This is a genomic window from Pseudoalteromonas sp. BZA4, assembly GCF_040104395.1.
GTDB lineage: Bacteria > Pseudomonadota > Gammaproteobacteria > Enterobacterales > Alteromonadaceae > Pseudoalteromonas.
Window position 1 is genome coordinate 78914 of sequence record NZ_JBECOT010000006.1, and the last position, 25003, is coordinate 103916.

The 25003-nt window shown below is 40.6% G+C and carries 21 protein-coding genes; 6 read left to right on the plus strand and 15 right to left on the minus strand.

Translation table 11 applies throughout. The features are described from left to right. Positions 1-8: 8 nt before the first annotated feature. The 5 genes from ABMY41_RS04325 to ABMY41_RS04345 all read right to left on the minus strand — a co-directional run bounded on the left by ABMY41_RS04325 (position 9) and on the right by ABMY41_RS04345 (position 4932). A complete protein-coding gene (locus ABMY41_RS04325; RefSeq protein ID WP_349274213.1) occupies positions 9-1019 on the minus strand; it encodes an ABC transporter ATP-binding protein in 1011 nt (336 codons plus the stop codon). A gap of 11 nt (positions 1020-1030) precedes the next feature. Continuing rightward, on the minus strand, positions 1031-2530 hold the full coding sequence (locus tag ABMY41_RS04330; RefSeq protein WP_289096202.1) for an iron ABC transporter permease: 1500 nt from the start codon (positions 2528-2530) through the stop codon (positions 1031-1033). Beyond that, positions 2530-3570, minus strand: a complete 1041-nt coding sequence (locus ABMY41_RS04335; protein WP_349274214.1) for an extracellular solute-binding protein — start codon at positions 3568-3570, stop codon at positions 2530-2532. Before ABMY41_RS04335 ends, ABMY41_RS04330 begins: the two co-directional genes overlap by 1 nt. Next, the gene (locus tag ABMY41_RS04340; RefSeq protein ID WP_349274215.1) at positions 3570-4382 is read right to left on the minus strand and encodes a hypothetical protein; all 813 of its coding nucleotides are present in this window, start codon (positions 4380-4382) and stop codon (positions 3570-3572) included. The genes ABMY41_RS04335 and ABMY41_RS04340 overlap by 1 nt, the downstream gene beginning before the upstream one ends. A gap of 94 nt (positions 4383-4476) precedes the next feature. Continuing rightward, positions 4477-4932, minus strand: a complete 456-nt coding sequence (locus tag ABMY41_RS04345; RefSeq protein ID WP_287243594.1) for a MarR family winged helix-turn-helix transcriptional regulator — start codon at positions 4930-4932, stop codon at positions 4477-4479. A 103-nt stretch (positions 4933-5035) separates the two neighbouring features. On the opposite strand from ABMY41_RS04345, the gene hmgA reads away from it, so the two are divergent. After that, positions 5036-6340 carry a homogentisate 1,2-dioxygenase gene (gene hmgA / locus ABMY41_RS04350; RefSeq protein ID WP_349274216.1) on the plus strand — a complete coding sequence of 435 codons (1305 nt, stop codon included), beginning with the start codon at positions 5036-5038 and terminating at the stop codon, positions 6338-6340. Continuing rightward, positions 6340-6969, plus strand: a complete 630-nt coding sequence (maiA, locus tag ABMY41_RS04355) for a maleylacetoacetate isomerase (protein WP_063530108.1) — start codon at positions 6340-6342, stop codon at positions 6967-6969. The genes hmgA and maiA overlap by 1 nt, the downstream gene beginning before the upstream one ends. Positions 6970-7023: 54 nt before the next feature. Here maiA and ABMY41_RS04360 read toward each other — a convergent pair whose 3' ends face one another. Continuing rightward, positions 7024-9324: a hypothetical protein gene (locus ABMY41_RS04360; protein ID WP_349274218.1), complete on the minus strand. Its 2301-nt coding sequence runs from the start codon at positions 9322-9324 to the stop codon at positions 7024-7026. Between the two features lie 504 nt (positions 9325-9828). Next, positions 9829-10059: a TIGR02647 family protein gene (locus tag ABMY41_RS04365; protein WP_054563059.1), complete on the minus strand. Its 231-nt coding sequence runs from the start codon at positions 10057-10059 to the stop codon at positions 9829-9831. A 77-nt stretch (positions 10060-10136) separates the two neighbouring features. On the opposite strand from ABMY41_RS04365, the gene ABMY41_RS04370 reads away from it, so the two are divergent. Both ABMY41_RS04370 and ABMY41_RS04375 read left to right on the plus strand, forming a co-directional pair. Continuing rightward, positions 10137-10436 carry a DUF1496 domain-containing protein gene (locus ABMY41_RS04370; protein ID WP_287242555.1) on the plus strand — a complete coding sequence of 100 codons (300 nt, stop codon included), beginning with the start codon at positions 10137-10139 and terminating at the stop codon, positions 10434-10436. A 56-nt stretch (positions 10437-10492) separates the two neighbouring features. Further along, a complete protein-coding gene (locus ABMY41_RS04375) occupies positions 10493-10759 on the plus strand; it encodes a VF530 family protein (RefSeq protein ID WP_287242558.1) in 267 nt (88 codons plus the stop codon). Between the two features lie 4 nt (positions 10760-10763). On the opposite strand, the gene ABMY41_RS04380 is transcribed toward ABMY41_RS04375, so the two are convergent. Further along, the gene (locus tag ABMY41_RS04380) at positions 10764-12386 is read right to left on the minus strand and encodes a diacylglycerol kinase family protein (protein ID WP_287242561.1); all 1623 of its coding nucleotides are present in this window, start codon (positions 12384-12386) and stop codon (positions 10764-10766) included. Between the two features lie 303 nt (positions 12387-12689). Here ABMY41_RS04380 and ABMY41_RS04385 point away from each other — a divergent pair, with 303 nt between their 5' ends. Both ABMY41_RS04385 and ABMY41_RS04390 read left to right on the plus strand, forming a co-directional pair. Then, complete coding sequence (locus tag ABMY41_RS04385) at positions 12690-13379, plus strand: anti-sigma factor (RefSeq protein WP_251602343.1); 690 nt, start codon at positions 12690-12692, stop codon at positions 13377-13379. Between the two features lie 179 nt (positions 13380-13558). Then, on the plus strand, positions 13559-14656 hold the full coding sequence (locus tag ABMY41_RS04390) for a HupE/UreJ family protein (protein ID WP_349274221.1): 1098 nt from the start codon (positions 13559-13561) through the stop codon (positions 14654-14656). 8 nt (positions 14657-14664) lie between these two features. On the opposite strand, the gene ABMY41_RS04395 is transcribed toward ABMY41_RS04390, so the two are convergent. From ABMY41_RS04395 to ABMY41_RS04425, 7 genes are all read right to left on the minus strand, one after another. Next, the gene (locus ABMY41_RS04395) at positions 14665-15282 is read right to left on the minus strand and encodes a TetR/AcrR family transcriptional regulator (protein WP_058584303.1); all 618 of its coding nucleotides are present in this window, start codon (positions 15280-15282) and stop codon (positions 14665-14667) included. A gap of 128 nt (positions 15283-15410) precedes the next feature. Next, the gene (locus ABMY41_RS04400) at positions 15411-16814 is read right to left on the minus strand and encodes an efflux transporter outer membrane subunit (RefSeq protein ID WP_349274222.1); all 1404 of its coding nucleotides are present in this window, start codon (positions 16812-16814) and stop codon (positions 15411-15413) included. Then, a complete protein-coding gene (locus ABMY41_RS04405; protein WP_054563051.1) occupies positions 16814-19945 on the minus strand; it encodes an efflux RND transporter permease subunit in 3132 nt (1043 codons plus the stop codon). The genes ABMY41_RS04400 and ABMY41_RS04405 overlap by 1 nt, the downstream gene beginning before the upstream one ends. 12 nt (positions 19946-19957) lie before the next feature. Continuing rightward, the gene (locus tag ABMY41_RS04410) at positions 19958-21121 is read right to left on the minus strand and encodes an efflux RND transporter periplasmic adaptor subunit (protein WP_063529955.1); all 1164 of its coding nucleotides are present in this window, start codon (positions 21119-21121) and stop codon (positions 19958-19960) included. A gap of 213 nt (positions 21122-21334) precedes the next feature. Next, complete coding sequence (locus ABMY41_RS04415) at positions 21335-22423, minus strand: ATP-dependent 6-phosphofructokinase (RefSeq protein ID WP_349274223.1); 1089 nt, start codon at positions 22421-22423, stop codon at positions 21335-21337. Positions 22424-22494: 71 nt separating this feature from the next. Beyond that, positions 22495-22908, minus strand: coding sequence for a hypothetical protein (locus tag ABMY41_RS04420; protein ID WP_054563048.1), 414 nt, complete (start codon positions 22906-22908; stop codon positions 22495-22497). 87 nt (positions 22909-22995) lie between these two features. Beyond that, the gene (locus ABMY41_RS04425; RefSeq protein WP_287242577.1) at positions 22996-24690 is read right to left on the minus strand and encodes a cyanophycinase; all 1695 of its coding nucleotides are present in this window, start codon (positions 24688-24690) and stop codon (positions 22996-22998) included. Positions 24691-25003: the final 313 nt, after the last annotated feature.

Below are 25003 nucleotides of genomic sequence, written 5' to 3' on the forward strand. Positions count from 1 at the left end.
ATTTTTATTTAAGCTGCGTAAACCGCAAGTGGATGTGTTGTGTTAATAGAAACATGCACTGCATCACCTGGGCGTACCATCACTTCATGGCTTACTCGGCTTGTTACTACAGTATCACATGCCAGTTTAACAGCACATAAACGGCTACCACCTTCGTAACGAACCCAAGTCACTTTTCCATTGCTAGTAGCTGCATTTTGAATAAGGTGAATATCATCAGGGCGAAGTAATACATCAACCTTCGCAGTATCATGATCAACTTTAATCGCTGGTGCATTACCTAAATCAGTGGTGGCAATATCACCTTCACAATTACCGGCAATGAAACTTGCTTCACCTAAGAAGCGCGCTACAAAGCGATTGCTTGGTAAGCTAAAACAGCTTTCAGGAGTATCGATTTGTTGGATAATGCCTTCTTTAAGTACGCCAACACGGTCACCGACAGATAAGGCTTCTTCTTGGTCATGGGTTACCCAAATAGCAGGTACACCTGCATCTTTTAATGCATTACGGATATCCCAACGAAGGGTATCTTTTAAAGCGGCATCTAGGTTTGATAACGGCTCGTCAAGCAATACAAAGTCTGGTTCGTGAGCAAGTGTACGTGCAAGTGCTACACGCTGCTTTTGACCACCCGATAAGGTAGCGGGCTTTTTATCACGAAATGCTTCAAGACCCAGTAACTTAATCCAATGATCAGCTTTTGACGTATCGGTTAATCTAAAGCAAATATTTTGCTGCACTGTTAAATGCGGAAATAACGCAAAGTCTTGAAATACCATCCCTACTTTACGCTTTTCTGGTGGAACTTTTAATTTGGGTGTTGCACGCCATGAGCCTAAATTAATTTCGCCTTCGCTGATAGGAATAAGCCCAGCTAACGCTTGTAAAATTGTACTTTTACCACAGCCAGTTGGACCAACTAGCATGAGGATCTCACTTTCCCCAAGTGATAAGTTAAGTTCACTTACCACACGATTGCTACCATAATCGATAGACAGCTTACTAACTGATAGCATTAAACTGATCCTTAATGTTCTAATTGACTGCGCTTTTCGCCTGAGAGCATTATAGCTAAGCCACATGCTGATATCACTACCAACAATAGGCCAGGAATGGCTGCGCGACCGAAATAACCTGCTTCATAAACTCGCCATAAATAGGTTGATAGTGTTTCGAAGCCTGTTGGGCCAAGTAACAAGGTCGCTTCAAGCTCTCGCATTGATTCTAAAAATACCAAGGCTGCACCAGCAATGATACCGCGTAGTGTTAAAGGCAAGGTAATACGCATAAATGCTTCACGAGGGCTGGCACCTAATACACGTGCCGATTTGATTAAACTCGAGTCTAAGTGTTCTGTACTGGTACGCACAGAGCCAACTGCCAGCGGTAAAAAGCGTAGCACGTAAGCTATCACTAATAATGCTAGAGTTTGGTATAAAAGCGGTAATTGCAAGCCACCATAAACAAGCGCCGTTCCCATTACGATACCTGGAATACCAAATCCGAAATAAGTGACTCGTTCCATAATGCGCCCTACTTTACCGCTTAAGGCAGCATGCGCTACAGGCACAGCAACAACAACAGCAACAATAGCCGCAATACCAGATGCATAAGCAGAATTCCACGCAATGCTGAAATCAAAATCAGCAATTCCATCACGGGCAAGCCAAAGGGTAAAAATGGCTAACGGCAAACAAATCGCCAATAATAAAACTGGTAGAAAAGTCACTAGCATTGCAAACTTTTGACCGTTTGATGGAAATAACATTAGCGGTCTACCGTGGCGCTCAGAAGCTGTTTTAATTTGTGATTCGATGAACAGCAAAAAGCCTACTATCACCATTAATTGTAGCGATAACATCGCTGCACGACTTAACCCAAAGGCGTTATATTCAACATAGATTACTCTGGTAAAGGTATCTAAGCGCATCATCGCCGGTGTACCAAAATCTGATAGAGTATAAAGTGCAACAAGTAATGAGCCCGCTGCTATACCGTTTATTACACGCGGTAATATAACTTTAAACACACTCATCGGCATCGACATACCTAAAGTGCGAGCAGCGTTTACCATGCTGGCATCTAGACTAAGTAAAGACGAACGTGTTGTTAGCATTACAAATGGAAACGTGTACAGCGTCATTACAATAGCGGCACCCGTTAAGCCATACATAGGCGGGGTTTCAAAGCCTAACAGCTGATTAATTTCACCACCGGGGCCAAATGCTGCATATAAAGTAAACGCGCCAATATAACTTGGAATAGCAAGTGGAGCTGCAAACAAAACAAGCCAAAGCTTTTTAAAAGGAAGTTGAACATAGGCACTAATAAACGCCAGAGGCACGCCAATTAAAATAGAGCCTATAACAGTTAACACCATAAGTGATAAAGTGTTACCCAGAATTTTTAAATTGTGACTATCAAAAACAGCCGTCGCATCACTGGCTAAAGTGATCAGAATATAAACTGGCACTAACGCCAAAAGCGCTGCAAGCAGCGCCATGGGATAAGAAGCAGGTATGCGCATTATAAAACACCGCTGCTGCGCATAAGGTCGAGTGTTGGCCTTAAATCTGCCAATTGAGTTAAATCGATTTTCGGCGGCGACACATCCGTTAAGGCTGGTAATCCAGCTGGCTGGTCAATACCTTGAATCAATGGAATTTCGTAGGCTTCACGTGCTAAGTAACTTTGTACTTCAGAACTTAGTAAGTAGCGCATAAAGTTCATTGCGTTCGGGTTGTCTGTCAGCGATAACACACCTGATGCATTAACTAAGCAACCGGCATCTTGATTGGTGAATGCAAGATCAAGGTTTGCATCTGGTTTACCTGACTTAAGGCGTAAGGTGTAATAATGGTTTGCAAAACCAATATCCACTTCACCACGTTCAACGGCCATCACTACACCAAGCTCGCCGGCATAGGTTTTCGAACGTTTTTGAACTTTCTTAAGCCATTTAGCGGTTTTATCTTCACCTTCAAGAATACGCATTGCCGTGACAAATGATTGGAAAGAAGCATAAGCAGGTGCCCAACCAATTGATAAATCGCTATCAGCAATGGCCATTATGCTATCTGGGATCTGATCTTTTGATAAACGCTTAGTGTTGTAAGGTAATGTACGAATACGACCTGTCACTGGTGCCCAGCCCGGATAGCGGAACTGCGGTTGTAATTGCGCTTCTAAGTCACTTGGTAGCGGTTTAGCTAAACCTGCGTCTGTTACTAAGCCAATCGCGCCTGAGTCAACGGCCCAAAATAAATCAGCACGTTTAACACCCGCATTCGCTTCAGCCACAATCATGTTGGCAAGTGCAGCAGTTGGGCCACGGCGAATTGATAAATTAAGTTTTGGGTTTTTCTTTTGGATTGATTGCAGTACGTTTTCGTACAAACCACCTTCACCACGGCCTAAATATAAGGTTAAGTCACCCTCTAGGGCGGGTAAGTCTTTCACTGAAATTGGGCTTGCAGCAGAGGCTGCAAAGGCACGAGAAAGAGGTAGCGGCATTGCGCCCACCACCCCAAACGCAGCCAGGCCTTGAATAAAGGTCCTACGCTTCACTAAAATACATCCTTACGTGCTTTTTCGGCTTCTTCTAGTAACACCTTAGCGCGATCTAGTTTTTCTTGCATATCAACAACCACTGCACGTACTTGGTCAACAGACCCTTTATCAGAAATAGCTTTAGGCAGGGTTACGTTAAAATCTTTTTCGAGAACTTCTACTAACTTCGCATCTTTTTCGATAAGTGTACCTTCAACACCTTCGAATAAGTGAAGGTAAGTATCGTGTACGATTTGCGTCGCTTCATCGCTTAAACGTTCTGCGTATTTTGCAACAACACGGTCTAATTTATGTTTGATCTCATCGATAGTAGCGCTTTGAGTCATTGTTTCAGAAGCAGTTGCTTTTACAGCTTTTAATAAGCCTTTTTGCTGGAAGTCGGCAGCAAGTTTAACAGCTCCAAGACCCTGCCACAAGGCAGCATTTAAGGCCTTTTGGTGCTCTCGAACTTCGCTTGCTGGTTTTTTGTCATCAATGGCCATTTTGATACCATAAATGCCTTGCCAGATTGATGCATAAACCGGTACATAATTCGTTTCAATCGCACTGTGAATCTTTACTGATTCCCAGTATTCAATTAAATCATCGCTTTTAACTGCTTTTGCGCCTTTTGTTTCATAATCGGTAACCATGGTGTCAACTTTACCGATCATCCACTCAACGTCTTCTGAGTAATCTTTTAAATTTTCTTTTAGATGATTAACGTGCTCACCAATTGGGCCATTTGCCAATACAGGTTGGGCAATAAAAGTAGATGCTAATACTAGGCTAAGACCTAGTGTTTTAACGGTGTTTAACGCTAATTTCATAGGGGGACATCCAAGTTTCTAATTGTAAATGATAGCCATTATCATATACGTATCGATTGTCTAAATCAATTGCTATAAAGCCTTGATTACAGAATTACACATTTTTATTTAAGTGATTGGAAAGCTTACTAAGAGTGTTCATAAATTGTTTAAGTTCTTGGCTATCTAAGTCACTCACTAAACTTGCTTGCCACTCATTTGCTAATGGCACAATTTGCTCATGCAAACGGTTCCCCTCAACGGATAGTGATAAAAAACTTGCGCGTTTATCCTTAGGGTTTTCTTTGGCTATTATAAGGTTTCTGGTCAATAGCGACTTTACTGCACGAGACACCGTTGATTTATCCATTTGTGCCATATCACATAATTCTTTGGCAGTACGCTCGCCATATTGGGCCAAATTCGCAATTATACGCCATTGTGGCACGGTTAAATCGAACTGCTGTTGATATAGCTCACTAAACTGCTCACTCATTTGCATTGCAATATTGGTTAATGAATAAGGTAAGAACTGTTTTAAATCGAGCGTTGTTTGATTATCTGTCGTCATGGCTTCACTACTGTCAAAAAATATTTACACAAGTAAATTCAGTGTAGTTTGAATTTAGTCTCACATGAGAGTATCTTACCTAAAACCTTTCAGGAGTCTAGTGATGAATAACGAATTACAATATATGACAGGCTTTGGTAATGAATTTGAAACCGAAGCATTACCCGGTGCATTACCTATCGGTCAATTCAGCCCGCAAAAAGTTAAATACGATTTATATGCTGAGCAGTTCAGCACAACGGCATTTACAGCGCCCCGTGCTGATAACCGTCGTACTTGGTTTTACCGCATTCGCCCGTCAGTAATACAAGGTGATTACACGCCAATTGATAATGGCCTTATTCGTACAGCTCCTATCACCGAAGTGCCAACACCACCGACAATGCTACGTTGGGACCCAATTGAAATTCCAGCACAGCCAACTGATTTTATAGATGGTTTAGTCACTATGGCTGCCAACGGTAGTGCCAATGCACAAACAGGTATTGGTATTCATATTTATGTCGCTAATAAATCAATGAAACAGCGTTACTTTTATAATGCTGATGGTGAAATGTTATTTGTGCCGCAACAAGGTGAGCTATTACTTAGAACTGAGTGCGGGCAACTAACCGTTCGTGCAGGAGAAATTGCCGTAATTCCTCGTGGCATTAAGTTCGCAGTTGATTTACTTACTGATACAGCACGTGGTTATATTTGTGAAAACTATGGCCATGCCTATATTTTACCAGAGCGCGGCCCAGTGGGTGCCAATGGTTATGCTAATGACCGTGACTTCCACTACCCTGTAGCGGCTTTTGAAGATGTAGAAGGTGATTTCGAACTCGTTGCTAAATTCAATGGCAATATTTTCCGTTGTGATATTGGCCACTCGCCATTAGATGTGGTTGCTTGGACGGGTAACAGTGCACCTTACAAGTATGACCTTGCTCGATTCAATGTTATGAATACAGTAAGTTACGATCACCCAGATCCATCAATCTTTACTGTATTAACATCACCATCGGGTACAGAAGGTGTCGCTAATATCGATTTTGCTATCTTCCCTCCACGTTGGATGGTGGCTGAGAACACATTCCGCCCACCTTATTACCACCGTAATATTATGAGTGAGTTTATGGGCTTAATCGAAGGTGTGTACGATGCCAAAGAACATGGCTTTGTACCAGGTGGTTCTAGCTTACATAACTGTATGTCGCCACATGGTCCAGAAGCCGATGTATTCGAAAAAGCATCAAATGCTGAGCTTGAACCACAACGCTACGAAAACACTTTGGCATTTATGTTCGAATCGCGTTACGTTATTTCACCAACTAAATATGCCCTTGAAGGTAAAGAGCGTCAGCCTAACTACACAGATTGTTGGCGCACGATTAAAAAACATTTCACAGGTAAACAGGACGTATAATGAAACTTTATAGCTATTTTCGTTCATCAGCTGCATACCGAGTTCGCATTGCGCTTAATTTAAAGAACATTGATCACGAGTTGGTGACGGTTAATTTATTAAAATCAGAACAACAAAGCGACGAGTACCTAGCTAAAAACCCACAAGGGTTATTGCCTGCACTTGAAACTGAGCAGGGTGTACTTGCGCAATCGCTGGCTATTTTAGAGTGGTTAGAAGAAACTCATCCAGAAACGCCTCTTTTAACGGGTGATGCATGGCAAAAAGCTCAGATCCGTAATTTATGTTATGCCGTAGCGTGCGATATTCACCCTATCGATAATTTGCGTGTATTAAAGTACTTGGCTAACGATCTTGGTGTTGATGAAGAAGCAAAAACGACCTGGTATAAGCATTGGGTAGAAGTTGGCTTTGAGAGTATCGAAAAGCTACTTGATGAAGCGAATACTTTTTGTGTGGGCAACAAACCAACGCTTGCTGATGTGTGCTTAGTGCCGCAAGTATTTAATGCCTTGCGCTTTAAGGTTGATATGACCAAGTACCCTAAAATTGCTGCTGTATATGAGCAATGTAATAAGCTTGATGCCTTTATTGATGCTGCACCACAAAATCAGCCAGATGCAATTTAGGCTTTAAGATTTGTAGTTAAAAAGGCCCGAACGCTTCGGGCCTTTGTCATTAAGCTAGTTATTAATTGAACGTTCAAGGTTAGGTGACAGGATTTTATGCCCTAGATTAGGCTCAGCATGCTGCAAAATGCTGTTAGAGACAGCAGCAGGTTCTGCCTCACTCATCCAGTAGTTTTCAGGGATCGTTTCATACACATTAATTCGAGGAGCAATAATCTCCCATGGTTCGCCTTCACTATTGTACCAACCATTTTCATCTAATAAGTAATAGTCTCTTTCTTTAACGTATAAACGTTCGCCAGCAACTCCTGGCTGAGACTTAAGAACCTCCCATTCTCTTGTACGACAAGGTTTTGATAGATCATCGCTGCAAGAAAAAACTCCAAAATAGTTGATTGTTACATTTCTCATTTCTTGCATCCAACCTACATTTACTCCTTGTAATGTATAGTCAGATTCAGTTCCTTCTAGGTAGTCTATTCTTCTGCTATCAGATTCAGTTAACTGAAAACCAAACACATTAAAGCCGTTATTACTGTTACCTGCATAATAAAACTCAAGCTTTCCATCAGACCAATTATCTTTTGTCCATTGGTTAACCATGCCCTGCCAAAATGTAGATGGTTCATTTTTAACATCGACTAATGCAGCTGCATCTGTATCAACTTTGAATCCATACATTACTTCGGTTGCTTTAATTTCTCCATCAGCACTGTAAGCAATATTTAATAATTGTAGATCACCATTTAATTGGTCAATGATTGTACTTGTTTGATAGCTATTATCTGCAAATGTAACTTTTAAAACCCCATCATTTACATCCCATTCAATTGTGTCATTTGAATCTTGCAATTTACCCATATTATCTGACGCTAATTGATAAGGATCCAAAATGAAATTCATGTTTTGCGCATTATAATGCTGAATAGCCCAAGTACCTGCCATATCATCTTCACTAAATACAAGTTCAGTGTTTGCTGAGGCCTTACGCATTGGAACATCAAATTCACTTGTCACAGTATATTGTTCTGTTGCGATTGTACTTTCGCCCAGGTTAACCGGCGTCATTATTGCCGATTCAGTTGTGTTCATTCTATAACTATCAATAGACTGGCCTTCTACGATACGTTTTAGTGTCGTCGTTTGAGGTGTAAATATAACTTCAACTTGATATACCCCTGCGTTAATCAACTCATCTACTTGTGCTTGCGTAAGACCTGCGTTACCTAATTCAACAGATAAGTAACTAACAAAACCTTCACCGCCAGTATATTCCAGAGAAATAACACCTTCATCTAACGTCCAGTTATAATCAAGTGCGCCACTTCTATGCACGTATTTACCAGTTCCACCTTCCTCAAAAGTATATTGTTGACCTCCCCTTGATAAAAAACCTGCTGCTGTAGGGTAAGTTCTTACATAGTATGAAGGGAGCGATGTTGCATCAACAGGAGGTGTTAATTCTGGGTCCGCAATAATTTTGGCAACTTCGTTTTCGATTGCACCAGGGTCAGCTTGCTCCACTGTTGTAACAAACTCGTTATAAGCATCAGGGTCTTGTACTAAATCAATCAGATTTTCCGTTCCTTCAGGAAGCTCAATGTCATTTTCAGATGCATATTTAACAACAGCAGCTGCCTCAATCAGTACGTCGGGGTCAACACCTTTTTCAACAAGAGTAAAACTGTCTAGATCTTCTGGTGGATTATCCCCATTTGCTGCTGTAATTAGGGCAACTAAAGCAGTAGAAACAGCACTTAAGCTAACATTATTTGCTTGTTCAGTATTAGAGACCGTATCCATTTTATTTATAGAAGGAGTTTCTTCTTGCGTACTAAGACCTAAAGTTGGAACAAAAGCACTATATTCAAGACTAGAATTAACCGCTGAAATTGCGTTTACTCTACTAAATAAGTTTGTTTCATCATCATCTGCAGTAAATGTAAATGAGAAGTCACCATTTGAATCAGTAGTTTGCTGATAAGACTGTCCAAGAAATAATGCATTTACAGTCGAGTTTACAAATTTTTCGCTAGCAACTGAGCCAGATAAAACATAACTATTATCAATGCTAGAGATTAAAAAGGTTTCTTCTATTTCACTACTATCACCATTATCGTCAGTAACAGTGACTTTAAACATCAATTCAGTATCTTCTGATACACTTGGTACATCAAAAGAAACTTCTTCGTTGGAGCTGTTATCTAAGGTAACTACCGGTCCTGCAGTTTGCTCCCAATTATAACTTTCGATGACACCATCATCATCTGTTGCATTTACCGCTAAAGTAGCTGTTGATTTTTCTTGTGCGGAACCGAAATCAGCAGATAAAACAGGAGCTACATTATTCAACATCTCTAACGTTATAGATTTTGAGATCGACTGACCTGCAGAATCAGTTACTGTTAAAGTAAATACAGCTTCAGCATCACTATCAAGTGAAGGTGCACTAACATTAATTGATGCGGTAGTTTCGCCGGTTAGTGTAACAGCTGGTCCTGAATCTTGAGTCCACGCGTAAGTGAGGCCTGAATTGTCATCACTTACGGTTGCAGTAAGAACAATATTCTCCTGCTCTTTTACAGTCGCTTCACTACTTAGCTCAATTACTGGGGGAGAATCATTACTAACCTGCTCTTCAACTTTATCATCGGAGTCAGAGCCACAGCCAGAAAGGATAAGTGCGATGCTAGTACTAAAATAGTTGTTTTGAATTTGAAGTTTTTCATTTAACTCCCTTTATATATGAATGTAAGATGAATGGAGTTTTAATATAGCAAAAAATTAGTAGTTTTCCAGCTCGTATTAGAATTAACTAACTGGAAAACTTGAGGAAGGAATTAGGGGGTGTAGCGATACTTATCTAAGTGCTGAGTTGATCACACTCACATGGTTAATTAAATCGAGCCCTAAGTCGGTTAAGTAGCCACCATCAGGACTATCAGTGATACCTTTATCATAAAGACGTTTTGCTGCATCTTTAATTGAGCTTTCGGCATCGGAATGAATTTTAATTCCCTGCATTTGAGAGTTGCGAGGAAATTTTGCAAGCAGGGTTAGTTCGTCGATCATATTTTTATCAAATTGCATGTGTTCACCTTTTTATTATTTATTCCTTGTCATAAGCTTAGTGTAGTTATACAGATCTGCCCAACAGGAGGCGTATTTTGTTAAAGAAAATTTTACTGTTAAGTACTTTGTTTACTTTAGGGTTTCTTAACCAAGCGCTAGCAAAGGAAAAACCACTAATCGTGCTTGATGGTCAAGAGGCATTAAACAATCAAAAAGTGTGTTGGTATGAAAATAAACGCTATACCGAAGGTGCGTATATTGCCGTTGGCGATATTAGGTTAATTTGCACTGCTAAACAGCCTAATTTTTCAAACAGTGATTTGGCTTGGCTCAGACTAAATGCTAATGGCGAGATTATTTACCCTAAACAAGCGAAAACGATTCGCGTCAATTAGCTTAAAACGCACAGATAGGTTACTATTGCGCGGTTGCAAATAACCTAAGATTTATCATGGACAATCAACCAAATAATCCGTTACATGGCGTTAAATTAGCCGACATCGTTACTAAACTTGAAGAAAAACTTGGTTGGCAAGGTATGGCAGCTCACGTAGACGTACGCTGCTTTCAAAATGACCCAAGTGTGAAGTCGAGCCTTAAATTTTTACGAAAGACCCCTTGGGCACGAGAAAAAGTAGAGCAGTTATATATTGATACATTTATCAATAATGACAAAGCTGATGATGGCACTTTCCAATGGAAAAGCATCAAAAAGTAACCACTTATTCTTCAGCAGCTACAATCACCGAAAGCGATTTCGGTGATATCTCTACTTCTAGTTTATCTGCGGTTTTCACTTCACCATCAATAACATAGCTCAACCCTTTTTCTGCTCGTACTGTCACTCGTTTAGCATTTGTGTGATGACTGTTAATGGCAAAACTAGTTTGCGTAATGCTCGAGAACACTAACTCCGCAATACTTAAAGTACTCGCTTTAGAATCGGCACTAGGTGTTAGCCAATTAACATCGAGTAAACCATCTTGATGATCTGGCTGCCCTGCAGATTGAGCAAGTAAAGTAGTAAATGGCGCTGCGTTAGCGATGATTAAACTGGTGGTATTGATTGTTTGCTCATCGTTATTATCAAGAGTAACAACGTAGTCTTGAGCTTCATGCTCACCTAATGCTTGCCAAAATCCTTGTAAATACGCTAATTGCCCAGACTCATTTTTAGCATCACGATGGGCTTTTTCAATCATCTTTTGCTCAAAACCAATCCCTGCTAGTAATAACATACGCTCACCATTACATACAGCGGTATCTATCCGACTCGCCTGCCCTTCAATTATTAGTTCACACGCCTGCTCTACCGGAATAAGCTTCGATTGTATACCCATCAACACATGAGCGAGGGCATTGGCAGTACCTAAAGGAATAATACCCAGTTTACACTCTGTATTAACAAGTACACTTGCCACCTCTGTTACTGTGCCATCGCCACCGCAGGCGATGACTACATCAGGGTTCAATTCAAGTGCTTCTTTGGCTAACTCAGTACCATTTACCTGTTCTGACGTGGTGTAAACAGTTAAATCGTAATACTCAGACAAACGAGATGTAATTTGCTTACGTTTAGCTTCCCACAGTTTTGTTCCAGAAACAGGATTAGCAATGAGCACAGCTTTATTTTTGATTAGTAAGTCACCTCTACGATGGCGACGCACAAGATGACGCAACTGGCGCTTGTTTAAATTTGCAGTTTCTCGTGTCTCTTTAATTTGTGCGAGTACTTGGTGAACATCAGCATCTTTATTTTGACTAAGTAAGTAAGCTGCCATTACAAATACTGAGCGACCACGCCCTAAGGCGCAATGTACTACGACACGTCTATCTGCTTTTACTTGATGGTCAATCCAATTAATCGCTTGGTGTAATTGCGCGCGTGTTGGCACGCTATGATCAAGTACAGGGATATTTAAATAACGAATATTCTCTTGCGTAGAAGACCATTCAAGGCCATCAAACTCACAAGTTACATCTAAAATAGCTGTAATACCCATTTCTTTCATGGTGTCTATATCTGAAGGAAATAAACGACAAGCTAAAAATAAATGCTCATTAATTTGTTGTAATGGTGGCACTTTGTCGTGTTTTCTAGACCAAGCATTGTAAAGTTGTGCACCCAATAAAAATGGAATAAAAGCCCAACGAATATAGATAGGAATAACGCCATTTTCACGTTTTCTAAAAATACGTGCAATATTAAAAAAATATGCGCCACTAACCAAAAGTAACGACAAAGCCGTCCAATAAAAAAACAGCGCAAAGTAAACAGTTTCTACCCGAATAGCCGCAATTATAAATACAATCGCTAAAGCTAAGTAACTAAATGCTGCCCACATAATCACTCCTTGTCATTCTAATTGCATACTACGTTGCAAGTTTCACTCCAGTAAAAGCCGTTAAATTACCCCTACTGGCTATTTAAAATCAGTAACTTAGCATTTATAAAAAGCTTACCATTTTAGTTTAGGACATTTTTTCATAATTTTATGAATAACTTACAATAATTTACATAGAACCAATTGCATAGATTTGCCAAGTACTCTTTCCCTGCTAGTCTAAGTTAAAAGCCATGCCTAATAATCACAGGTTTTTAGTAGAGCTTTCATTAAAAATTTAAATCAACCCGAGCCTAATTCGTTATGAAATACGATGACCAAACGCTACTTAATTTACTTGCAGCAGAATATGTTTTAGGCACTTTACATGGCCATGCCAGAGATAGATTTAGCCGCTTAATGCGAACCTCTCCTCAAGCACGATACGCAACCTCATTATGGCAAAGACATATAAAAAACCTAGAAAACGCGGTTGAATCTAACCCACCGGATCAGCAAGTATGGGATAAAATAACAAAACGGATTGACCCACTTTTATTACCAACACAGAAGAAAGCAAAAGACCCTAACTATGGAATTTTTAAGGCTTGGGCTGCTATTGCAACCGCGGTCTGTATTGTGTTGATATTAATTACTTGGCAACCGCAAGAGTCGTTTAGTGATAAAATCAATCACTCGGTAACGTTTTATGACTCAGCAAATAATCCAGTTTGGAATTTAGAAATAAGCGATCACAGTATTTTACTTAAAGCTGCTAGCGGCATGAGTTTACAAACTGATTATGATTACCAGTTGTGGATCCGTTTAAAAGACTACCCGAGCGCCATCCCTATTGCTTTATTACCAAAAACAGATAGCAAAGAAATTGCCCGAAATGCAATATTTAAACCACAAGATATCACTTTACTTGCGATAAGCCGTGAGCCAATTGGCGGCTCACAATCAGGTAGCCCAAGTGAAATTATTTATACAGCCTTACTCGATGCGAACTAATCATACACAGACTAGAAACAATATATAAATACGAGCAAAGTCTGTATTTCTAAGATAGATAACCTAGTCGATAAACCTTTGTACTTGCTATAGTGACAGCCTCTTTTTATATCCGCTTTAAAAAATAGGCGGTAATTCGAGTATTAGACTCGTCTCCTTGTATTATCTTAGGAATAAAAATGAAAAAGTCGTTGTTGGTTACGCTATTTCTATTAATTTTTAGCTCTATCTGTCACGCCCACCAGCAAAGCACCGCTTATCTTAATTTAGAACAACAAACGAGTAATAAGCTATCACTAACCGGCTCTTGGCAAGCCTCGTTGAATGATCTTGATAAAGCGCTCAACTTCGATAAAAATCAAGATAATGTAATTACATGGCATGAAATTACATCACAGCAGCAAGCAGTATTAGACTATCTAAATAGCCATTTTAATGTGTTACAACAAAATCAAAGCTGCAAGGTCACGGTTGATGGTGCACTTAGTATAGATAACCACTTTAATCAGTCGTATATCCATGTGCCACTACAAGTTGATTGTCCATCTGATAGTTCTATAACAGTTAATTACACAGCCCTATTTGATATAGATGAGCATCATCAAGCAATTGCCGCCATTGCTAAATCAAGCCGCGTATTTGAACAAAATACGGCAAAACAAGTTATCAACTTTAAAAAGCAAAGCTTCACCACAACGTTTATTGAATATGTACATCAAGGCATATTACATATTTGGATGGGCACAGATCACATCTCGTTCTTAATTGCCCTATTGCTGGGCGGTGTGTTAGTTCGTAAGCAAGGCGAGTGGCAACGTGTCGAGTCTAAAAAACAAATTCTAATTGATACAGCTTGGATAATCACCGCTTTTACACTTGCTCACTCAATTACCCTCACAGCGACTGCTATGAATATCATATCGCCAAACACCCGATGGGTAGAATTAGGTATCGCGCTTTCAGTATTATTTGCTGCAATAAATAATATTTGGCCAATGATTGTGCGCTTAGGCTGGATCACATTCTGTTTTGGTCTATTACACGGTATGGGTTTTGCGAGTGTTTTAGGTGAGCTTGGTTTATCAAATGAATACCAGCTAATGAGTATTTTAGCCTTTAATTTAGGGGTTGAGATTGGTCAACTGGTTATTTTAGCAATCTGTTTACCACTGCTAATGCTACTTAGAAATAACACTTGGTACAAAAAAGCTATTATGCCAGCAGGCTCTGTGGTAATTGCAATTATGGCAATCCAATGGTCTATAGAGCGCTTTTAATAAGTGCTTTATTCAAATGGTAACAATAAGGTTTTCATTGTTGGACGTAGCGCTTTAAGTAACTCATGAATATCTAAATCTGGGTTGAGCATTTTACGCAGTAACAGGCCACCCATTACTGAAAACATCACTTCAATACGGGCATTCACTTCTTCAAGTGCTGTGCCTTGTAATGGCCCTCTTTCACCCACTAATAATTCACGCATAGAATCACGAGCGTGGCTATCTGACTCTCTTAATAAGTTAGCCACTTTTTCGTTACGAGCAGCTTCGGCGAGCATTTCTAAATCAAGCGCACCTTGATTCAAATCGGTATGGCGCTCAACGCCTCTGCCTAGACCATCTAGTAAAACAGTGACACGATCGCCGGGTTTATCAGCAAACTCTTTAAAGATTGAGAACATTTCTTCCATATCACGCTCAACAATCGATTCTATAATCGCTTCTTTACTGGCGAAGTAATTGTAGATGTGGCCAGCACTCATACCCGCGGTTTTAGAAATTTCGGCCATTCCCGCGCCATGATAACCCTTACGTCGAAAACAATCCGCTGCGGCACAAAGCACTTGATTACGTCTTGCCTCAGCAAGCGCAGGGTCATTGTGTCTTTTCGTTTTTTGCGTCATGGTTTCTCCAAGCTTTACTGACTAGGGTTAACTTTAATTTAAACAAGGTTTACAGGATCTTAATCTTTGAGGAGAGTCAAAACAACTAAGAACCTGCAAAACCTTAAATAAATTATGCTTTTGCTGATTTATCGCACAGATTTTTGTGCATTCCAGCCGCCACCCAGTGCTTTATACAAATTAATTTGGCTCGCCAGATACGCTTGCTTACCCAAAATTAACTGTTGTCCTGCACTGTACCAATTTCGTTGTGCATCCAATACTTGCAAGTAGCTGTCGGCGCCTTTTTGAAAACGTGCATCCGATAAAGTAAAAGATAGCTCATTACTTTGATACAAGTCATTCAGGGCATCTAGCTGATGCATATAACCTTCACGGTCAGCAAGGGCATCAGATACTTCTTTAAATGCCTGTTGAATGGTTTGCTCGTAACTGGTTATAGCCATTTCTTGTTGAGCTTTTGCAACATCGAGATTAGCTTGATTACGACCCATGTTAAAAATAGGCAAGTTTACCGAAGGCACAAAGCTCCAAGTACCTGAGCCCGAATCAAAAAGATTACTCAAGTCAGCTGAAGCTGTCCCCGCATTCGCTGTTAAACTGATGCTTGGATAAAATGCCGCTTTTGCCACACCAATGTTTGCATTGGCAGCCAATAAATCATGCTCTGCAGCTTTGATATCAGGTCGCTGAGTCAATAGCTCAGACGGTAACCCTACTGGCACATCAGGCAAATTAAGTACATCATCTATACTTTCACTTGGTAATAAATCTGCAGTGACGGTTTTACCTACTAGAAAATCGAGGGCATTTTTATCACGCTTTAGTAAACGCTGATAGTTTGCAATATCGACTTTAGCGGTTGCTACTGTGCTTTCAAGTTGCGATAGCGTTAACTGAGAAGCAGCACCTAGAGCAAATGTCTTACGAGTTAGCTCTAAAGACTCCTGCTGAGACTTCAAAGTCTCGTTTGCAAGTGCCAAAAGCTCTTTATCCGTCGCATAGTTAAGCCATGCATTTACTAATTCGGAGATCAAACTAATTCGCACACTAGTCAAACTGTATTCAGCCGAATATAGGTTTTGTAATGCTTGCTCTGATTGGTTACGTACTTTGCCCCAAAGATCAATCTCATAAGCGGTTAGGCCTACAGTTGCTGTATAGTTTTCAGAGATAGTTGCTTGATCAGTACCAGATAAATCTGCCGGAAGACGCTGACGGGTACCCGATGCATTGAGATCAATGCTTGGGTAAAGCGCTGAATCTTCAATCTGATACATTGCTCTAACCTGCTGCACATTCAGTGCAGCAGTTTTTATGTCTTTGTTGTTTTCAAGTGTGAGCGCAATCAACTGTTGAAGTTGCGCATTACTGAAAAATGACTGCCAATTGAGCGCATTTATATCGCCCGCTGTACCTTGGATATCATAGTTTTGAGCAACGGGTAATTCACGTTGCTCCATATCTGGCGCCATATTACAGGCAGATAACATAAGTGCAGCAACAGACACTGAGATAAGTTTAGCTTTCATTATGCCTGCTCCTCATTAGTTGATTTTGTTTTGCCTGGGAATACTCTGCGCACCAGTACAAAGAACAGCGGCACAAAAATTACCACAATGGTCGATGACGCAAGAGTACCACCAATAACAGCAATACCTAGTGCGTTTTGTGCACCTGAGCCTGCACTTGATGCAATTGCCAATGGTAGTACACCACACACAAATGCCATTGATGTCATAAAGATTGGGCGTAAACGTAGACGAATAGCTGCTACCGCGGCATCGACAAGTTTCATACCTTCATCCATTTTATGAATAGCAAACTCTACAATTAAGATGGCATTTTTTGATGCCAGACCTATGGTGGTTAAGAGACCCACTTGGAGATAAATATCGTTTGATAAATTAAATACAAATGACGCAATCGATGCACCAAATACACCAAGCGGTACAATTAGCATAACTGCAGCAGGAACTGACCAGCTCTCATATAACGCCGCTAAACATAGGAATACAACCAACAATGAAAGTGCATAAAGTAATGGCGCTTGACCACCACTTAAACGTTCTTCATATGAAATACCTGTCCATTCGAACGATACACCCGGTGGTAACTTCTTAACCATTTTCTCAACTTCAGCCATCGCTTGACCAGTACTGTAGCCCGGTGCAGCCGCACCTTGGATTTCCATCGCTGAAAAGCCGTTATAACGCTCAAGACGTGGTGAGCCATAAGTCCAATAAGAATGAGCAAAGGCAGTAAATGGCACCATGTCACCATTGGCGTTACGTACATACCACTCATCTAAGTCTTCTGGCACCATGCGTGATTCAGGCGTACCTTGTAAGTACACTTTTTTCACACGACCACGGTCAATAAAGTCATTTACATAGCTACTACCCCAAGCCGTTGATAACGTATTATTGATATCTGCTTGAGTAAGACCTAATGCTTCGGCTTTCGCTAAATCAATATCAAGCTCTAGCTCAGGTTTATCTTCTTGACCATTCGGGCGCACACCTGATAACACCGGGTTTTGTGCAGCCATACCTAAAAACATGTTACGTGCTTCAAGTAGTTTTTCGTGACCTAGACCAACCCTATCTTGTAAGAACAAGGTGAAACCGTTTGCAGTACCAAGCTCAACAACCGCAGGAGGTGGGAAAGCAAATACGAACGCTTCTTTAATCGTTGAGAAGTATCCCATGGCTTTACCCGCAACCGCACCGACGGTTAGATCAGGACGCTGACGTTCATCCCAGTGTTTTAAACCCACAAAGCCGATTGCCGCGTTTTGACCAGAACCTGCAAAGCTGAAACCTGTTACCGTAAAGATAGACTTAACCGCTTCTGATTGCTCTTCTAAGAAGTGATGTTCCATCTTTTCAACAACTTTTAAAGTTTGCTCTGTTGTTGCACCGGCAGGTAAGCTTACTTGGTTAAACAAAATACCTTGGTCTTCATCTGGTAAGAATGCCGATGGTAATTGTGAGAAAATAAACACCATGCCACCCACGATTAAACCGTAAATAAGTAAATAGCGTTTACTGTGCTTGATCATGCGAGACACAAAACCTTGTGTACCCGAGTTCGTTCTGTCAAAACCACGGTTAAAGCCAAGGAAGAAACGACCAAATAAAGATTTATCGTTATGTACATGACTTGGTTTAAGCATTGTCGCACACAAAGCAGGTGTTAAAATCAATGCAACAAGTACTGATAAACTCATCGCAGTTACCAAGGTAATTGAGAACTGGCGATAAATAACCCCTGTTGAGCCAGGGAAGAACGCCATAGGCACGAATACTGCCGACAGCACCATCGCAATACCAACAAGGGCACCTTTGATTTCATCCATTGATTTACGTGTTGCCTCAAGAGGAGATAAGTTCTCTTCGGTCATTACACGTTCAACGTTTTCAACCACGACGATTGCATCATCTACAAGTAGACCAATGGCAAGTACCATCGCAAACATGGTTAAGGTATTAATTGAGAAGCCAAACACTTGCAAGATAGCAAACGTACCTAGCAATACAACAGGTACTGCAATAGTCGGAATAAGTGTTGCTCTGAAGTTCTGTAAGAATAAGTACATGACCAAGAACACCAGTACAACAGCTTCGATTAGAGTGCTGACAACTTTTTCAATCGAAAGTGAGACGAATGGCGTCGTATCGTAAGGAACAACCGTTGTTAAACCTTCAGGGAAGAAAGGCTCAAGTTCAGCAAGGGCCGCTTTTACGCCATCAGCTGTATCAAGTGCATTAGCACCACTGGCAAGCTTAACACCTAAACCTGATGCCGGTTTGCCGTTAAAACGCGCAACAACACCGTAGTTTTCACCACCTAATTCAACATCAGCAACATCACTTAAACGAACAACTGAACCATCAGCATTGGTTTTTACAAAAATATTTCTAAATTGCTCAGGTGTTTGTAAGCGGCTTTGTGCAGTTACCGTTGCATTTAATTGTTGGCCACTTACTGCTGGCAACGCACCTAATTGACCTGCTGAAACTTGTGCATTTTGAGCACTGATTGCAGCACTAATATCAGCAGGAGTTAATGAGTACTTCAGTAATTTAGCTGGGTCTAACCAAATACGCATTGCATATTGAGAGCCAAACAGCTGCACTTCACCGACACCGTTTACACGAGAAATAATATCAAGCACGTTTGATGAAACATAATCACCGATATCGATGTTGTTCATACTGCCGTCTTCAGATACAAAGCCTACAACCATTAAGAAGTTACGAGCCGATTTTGCAACCGAGACACCTTGACGTTGTACTTCTTCTGGTAATAACGGTGTTGCAAGCGACAATTTGTTTTGTACTTGAACCTGTGCGATATCCGGGTCTGTATCTGCACTAAAGGTTAAGGTTAACGTCGCTGAGCCGTTAGACTCTGAGGTTGACGACATGTAGAGCAAGCCATCTAGCCCTTTCATTTTTTGTTCAATAACCTGTGTAACCGTATCTTCTAGAGTACGGGCCGACGCACCAGGGTATGTGGCTTGAATACTAATTGCAGGTGGTGCAATTGATGGATACTGCGCAACCGGCAAACTTCTAATTGCTAAGATACCTGCCAGCATCACAACGATAGCAAGTACCCATGCAAATATGGGCCGATCAATAAAAAATCGTGACATTAAGTTTCTCCGTTACTGGCTGTTAGCTGCTGATTCTGCAGGCATTGCATTGACTGGTGCACCTGGGCGGATTTTCTGTAAACCTTCAACAATTAACTTATCGCCATTGTTTAGGCCGTCTGTCACTAACCAATTTGAGCCAACAGTACGATCAGTTTTAAGCACACGTGCTTCTACGGTATTGTCTTTGCTTACAACCATGGCAGTAGGCTCACCTTTTGTGTTTCTGCTTACGCCACGTTGGGGTGCTAAAATCGCATCACTTTTCACACCTTCAACAATCACTGCACGAACATACATACCTGGCAGCAGTAATTTTTCAGGGTTAGGAAATTCAGCACGTAAGGTTACTGAGCCTGTGCTTGGATCAACAGTCACTTCAGAGAATTGCAATGTACCTTTATGTTGATAAGTACTGCCGTCTTCCATCTTTAATTCAACTTTTGAATGCAAAGCGGCATCTTTATCAAGATCACCTGCAGCAATGGCTTTTTTCAAACGTGTTAGTTCACTGCTTGACTGGGTTAAATCAACATAGATTGGGTCTAATTGAGTAATGGTTGCTAATGCAGTTGCTTGATTTGCACTCACAAGGGCACCGGCAGTGACATCTGATTTACCAATTTGGCCACTAATTGGCGCTAACACTTTGCTATAGTTTAAATTGATTTCAGCGGTTTTAAGCTGCGCTTGAGCTGTCAGTAAGTCAGCTTTTGCACCTTTGTATGCTGCATCAGCTTCGTCGTAATCTTGTTGGCTTACTGCTTTGATGCTCAATAGCTCTTTATAGCGTTCTGCTTTTGCTTTGGCATTTGCAATACTTGCTTGAGCTTTAGTAATAGCGGCTTTACTAGTTGCTACTTCAGCTTCAAATGTAGATGGGTCAATCTGATATAAAGCTTGGCCTTTTTCAACCTCAGCACCTTCAACAAACATACGAGACTGAATAATACCGTTAACCTGCGGACGAATTTGCGCAATACGTGAAGCAGCCACACGACCTGGCAATTCTTTAGTTAGTGTAAGTGGTTTACTTTGCATCTCAATAACGCCAACAGGAACAGCTTGAGCTGCCTGCGTTTGCCCTTGAGCCGATTCTGATTGGCCGCAGCCTGATAATAAAACAGCACCAGCCAAAGCTGACACTGCAAAAAATGGAATGCGAGAGCGCTGCATGTGTAGTTCCTTAGTTTAGAGTGAACGATCATTCTAAACTAAAAAAGGCACAGATCAACCATCTTTAAAGAACTTTACATTAAATAAAATGCTTGCTTTAACGCATGAATTTTGTGCAATAAATAAATTGCTAATTGAATTATTACGAACGTAACTGACAAAGTTGTTTTAAAACTATTAGTTATGCGAATTGAAGTTATATCAATTCGCAGATTATTCGCCTAAACACATGCCCATTGCGCGGGCACTTGTTATTAAAGAATGTTCTAGAGGGATGACGCGATATTCAGAAGTTGCCTCTTTTAAACTGATTGGTTTAATTTCACCGTCTTTAATGACAGGAATAAAACCAAACTGACCTTGCTTTACTAGCTCGAATGCTTGCACCCCAAACTCTGCTGCAAGCACCCTATCAAACGCATTAGGTGTGCCTCCACGTTGAATATGCCCTAATACGGTTACTCTTACATCAAGATCAAGCGCCACACGTATTTGTGAAGCAAGCTGCTCAGCAATGCCACCAAGCACTGGGTTTTCGTAACCAAGTTCATTTGATTGTTTACTAACAACACCACCAGCAACAGGCTTTGCTCCTTCTGAAATGACAATGTTGGCAAATCCATGGCCTTTATCAAATCGTGATGTTAGTTTGGCTTTAATCGCTTCAATATCGTAAGGAATTTCTGGAATAAGTGCGACTTCTGCGCCAGCTGCAATAGCAGAGTGCAAACAAATCCAACCGGCATCGCGCCCCATTACTTCAGTCACAATCACTCGGTTATGACTTTGCGCTGTTGGTATTAAACGATCAATGGCTTCGGTGGCGGTATCGACAGCAGTCTGAAAACCAATTGTGTAATCAGTGCCATATAAGTCATTATCAATAGTTTTTGGCACGCCTACGATATTTAAGCCATGTTCAAATAAGTGCTGAGATACCCTATGTGAACCATCACCACCAATATTTATAACGGCATCAAAACCAAGATGCTTAATAATACTGATTAACTCATCAGAGCGGTCTATAAACACTTGTTCACCCGCTATTTCAGCAGGAAATGCGGTAGGATTCCCTTTATTAACAGTTTCGAGAATTGTTCCACCACGAACATGAATACCCGCCACAACTTCACTAGTTAAGTGTATAATATCATTTGGCTGTTCAAGCACACCACAATATGCTCTTCGGCTACCATACACCTGCCAATTGCCATCATGTTCGGCTGCTTTAACCACCGCTCTGATCACCCCATTGAGCCCAGGGCAATCACCCCCACTTGTTAATAGCAGTAATTTTTTCATTGTGTTACCAACTTCGTTCACTGATTAATTACAGATTAGCTTATATGTTGAAGTTTCGCGTATGACTTACATCAACTAAAACTTGGTTTTTTATGCGTAGAAAAAAGCGCAACAAATAGCACTAGTAATACATACTTAGGCAGACTAGTCAGTAAAGTGGTGTTATCAATATTTGCAGAAAAGGTGTTAACAGCAAAATATAAATGCAGCGCTAAAAATGGTGTCAGCAATATAAAGTATGAATACGCTTTATCTTTAAGGTACAGGGACTTACTAATGAGTAAAAATACTAAGAGTAACGCTAATAAAGGAAGACCTAAAGTAACGATATCAACCATTGATAAAGCAAAGTTAGGTGACAAGTCATAAAGGGCTGAAAGTACTTCGGTTGGAATTGCAATAGCTGAACCATAGCCAATAACTGGTATAGATAAATAGGCAAATAAACAGCCAAAAATAAATAAAAGTAGTACGTTATATTTCATAACCCCATTCCATGGTTTGTTCATTATTAGCCTTACGCTAACTAATAATGAACAAATAATCCACTACTTTTTCAGTACCTTACATCGTTAAAATGTCTTAACTTTAAAGGCTAGGTTTTCTACCGCACAGCCTGTACTACTAGTGTTTACACGGTAATAATGAGTATTGTCAGTGGCATTTAAATCCAATAAAAACTCATCATGCTGAGCGACTGCTTGTTGTTCTTGAGTTAAACACATAGCTTGTACAAGCGAACGTAATTTAGCATCTGAAAATATAGTGCCGAAACGCTGCATCGGCAGTGGCGGAATTTTAATACTAGGAAGTGCATTATCAACTGTTCGTTTAGCGAGATTAAAACCATCCTTTGTTACATCAATAACTGCACCAGCAGGCCAATAACTGATTGCTCCGTTGTTTTTAGCGTCAGATTTAACATGCACGACACCGCTTTTACCAATCACCGTCATTAGTGCGGTTTCACCAGCTCGAATTGATACAAGGGCGGTGGTCTCATCAATGCCAAAGCCATGCTGTTGCCCGGTATCTGCTAGTAATCTTGCCAAACGCATTGTTCTGTTGCGCTCGCTAAAGTGTGTATCAAGAACACCATAAGTAAAGCTGCCAAGTCCACCTTGTTTTTCATAGGTAAGACTATCAGCCGAAATCTTATCACCGCATTCATTTTCACAGCGCTCACTCGGCGCAGACACCGCAAACGAGCCTTCTCTCATTGCCGCTAAACTTGTACCATTTGAAATCATCGGCACTGTGCCGTAGGCATTTTTACCACCACTTTGCACCGCTGTACCTGCGCTTGTGCCAACAAGTAATGGTCTTTGTAAAATTGCGTGAGTCCAAGGATATTGCTTACCGTTATCATCAAACAGTACTTTTCTGGTTAAACTCTGATCGCCACCGTTAAACATAATCCCCGTGGCATTTTCAATTAGCTCAACTAAATGATCGACCCCTTTATCACAAAGCGCTTTTTCGGCCTTAATTCGATCAGGGTAAATTGTCTCACGATTAAAAACGCCCATAGAGTCAGTGCGTAAAGAATCCAAACTCTCACATTGCTTACTGGTAATCGCTTTTGCTAAGGCGGGGGTTAGAGGTAACCAGCTTGATTCTACACCAGTAAAGTCTAATAGCCCTTCATAAAAGTCAGCTGATTCATATGGGTCTCTGCTTGAAGCCGTAACCGCTAAAATTGTTGGTGATTCGGTGGTTGTTTTTAATGATGCAGCAACAAAATCTAAAATATCATTGGCTGCACGATCGTTATTATCGCTTGTACTAACCTGCTCTTTTTGGCGGGTAGAATCTGTATTTAATACAGCGACTTCAAGTGAGTCTATGACAAAGTTGTATTCAAAATCAGTGAGTTCGTTTAATAACTTGTTATCTAAATCACGCCATGCCCATAAAATATCACTTTTAGTGATCACACCTGACTTTTCACGTGCAATCTGTGCTAATACCTTAAGCGTTTGCTGACGATTTTTTTTATTCTTGGTTGGCCAATTTGTCTTTATTGCAAATAAAGCATCATTATTTAATCGATATTGATTAGTTTGTTTACCACTAATCTGTTTATTAGAAAGACAATTTTTAGGGCTCATACTTGAGCAGGTGGTCAAAGATCCGCCGACTAAGACCAACGTTTGCTGTTGATCATTTGCATAGACTTTGCTGCCAAATGATGCGAAAAACAAACCAAATACCAAAGAAAAAGCTGAAGTTTGATATTTAGTCTTTTGCTCCTTAAGGATGTTCATATTGTTACACTCTTGTAAAAAAATATTAGAAAATTGCTTGCGCAGCTTTTTGTTGCTTGCTATAAAAAAAAGGAACATTTAAAAACGCGAGTAAGCTAGCACTGTATAGCTAGCTTTGTCAAAAGACCTTACGGATTGGAATTATGTTGAAAAACGCATTATCGCTTTGCACATATTTCTACTCACCACACTACCTTTCGGAGTGGTTTGACGAGTAGCCACACCTCACTTCCTGTGAGGGGCTAGTTGTGTCTATAACCCACTGCCCTGTCTAAAAATTATAACAATTATTCAAAACGTCACGGTTTTGCCG

Coding starts and splice junctions, on each gene's coding strand:
- ABMY41_RS04420 (WP_054563048.1), bottom strand. CDS start 22,908: ATGAAATATAACGTACTACTTTTATTTATTTTTGGCTGTTTATTTGCC.
- ABMY41_RS04405 (WP_054563051.1), bottom strand. CDS start 19,945: ATGTCACGATTTTTTATTGATCGGCCCATATTTGCATGGGTACTTGCT.
- hmgA (WP_349274216.1), top strand. CDS start 5,036: ATGAATAACGAATTACAATATATGACAGGCTTTGGTAATGAATTTGAA.
- ABMY41_RS04390 (WP_349274221.1), top strand. CDS start 13,559: ATGAAAAAGTCGTTGTTGGTTACGCTATTTCTATTAATTTTTAGCTCT.
- ABMY41_RS04325 (WP_349274213.1), bottom strand. CDS start 1,019: ATGCTATCAGTTAGTAAGCTGTCTATCGATTATGGTAGCAATCGTGTG.
- ABMY41_RS04360 (WP_349274218.1), bottom strand. CDS start 9,324: ATGTTGAATAATGTAGCTCCTGTTTTATCTGCTGATTTCGGTTCCGCA.
- ABMY41_RS04380 (WP_287242561.1), bottom strand. CDS start 12,386: ATGTGGGCAGCATTTAGTTACTTAGCTTTAGCGATTGTATTTATAATT.
- ABMY41_RS04395 (WP_058584303.1), bottom strand. CDS start 15,282: ATGACGCAAAAAACGAAAAGACACAATGACCCTGCGCTTGCTGAGGCA.
- ABMY41_RS04365 (WP_054563059.1), bottom strand. CDS start 10,059: ATGCAATTTGATAAAAATATGATCGACGAACTAACCCTGCTTGCAAAA.
- ABMY41_RS04410 (WP_063529955.1), bottom strand. CDS start 21,121: ATGCAGCGCTCTCGCATTCCATTTTTTGCAGTGTCAGCTTTGGCTGGT.
- ABMY41_RS04400 (WP_349274222.1), bottom strand. CDS start 16,814: ATGAAAGCTAAACTTATCTCAGTGTCTGTTGCTGCACTTATGTTATCT.
- maiA (WP_063530108.1), top strand. CDS start 6,340: ATGAAACTTTATAGCTATTTTCGTTCATCAGCTGCATACCGAGTTCGC.
- ABMY41_RS04330 (WP_289096202.1), bottom strand. CDS start 2,530: ATGCGCATACCTGCTTCTTATCCCATGGCGCTGCTTGCAGCGCTTTTG.
- ABMY41_RS04375 (WP_287242558.1), top strand. CDS start 10,493: ATGGACAATCAACCAAATAATCCGTTACATGGCGTTAAATTAGCCGAC.
- ABMY41_RS04340 (WP_349274215.1), bottom strand. CDS start 4,382: ATGAAATTAGCGTTAAACACCGTTAAAACACTAGGTCTTAGCCTAGTA.
- ABMY41_RS04425 (WP_287242577.1), bottom strand. CDS start 24,690: ATGAACATCCTTAAGGAGCAAAAGACTAAATATCAAACTTCAGCTTTT.
- ABMY41_RS04385 (WP_251602343.1), top strand. CDS start 12,690: ATGAAATACGATGACCAAACGCTACTTAATTTACTTGCAGCAGAATAT.
- ABMY41_RS04345 (WP_287243594.1), bottom strand. CDS start 4,932: ATGACGACAGATAATCAAACAACGCTCGATTTAAAACAGTTCTTACCT.
- ABMY41_RS04415 (WP_349274223.1), bottom strand. CDS start 22,423: ATGAAAAAATTACTGCTATTAACAAGTGGGGGTGATTGCCCTGGGCTC.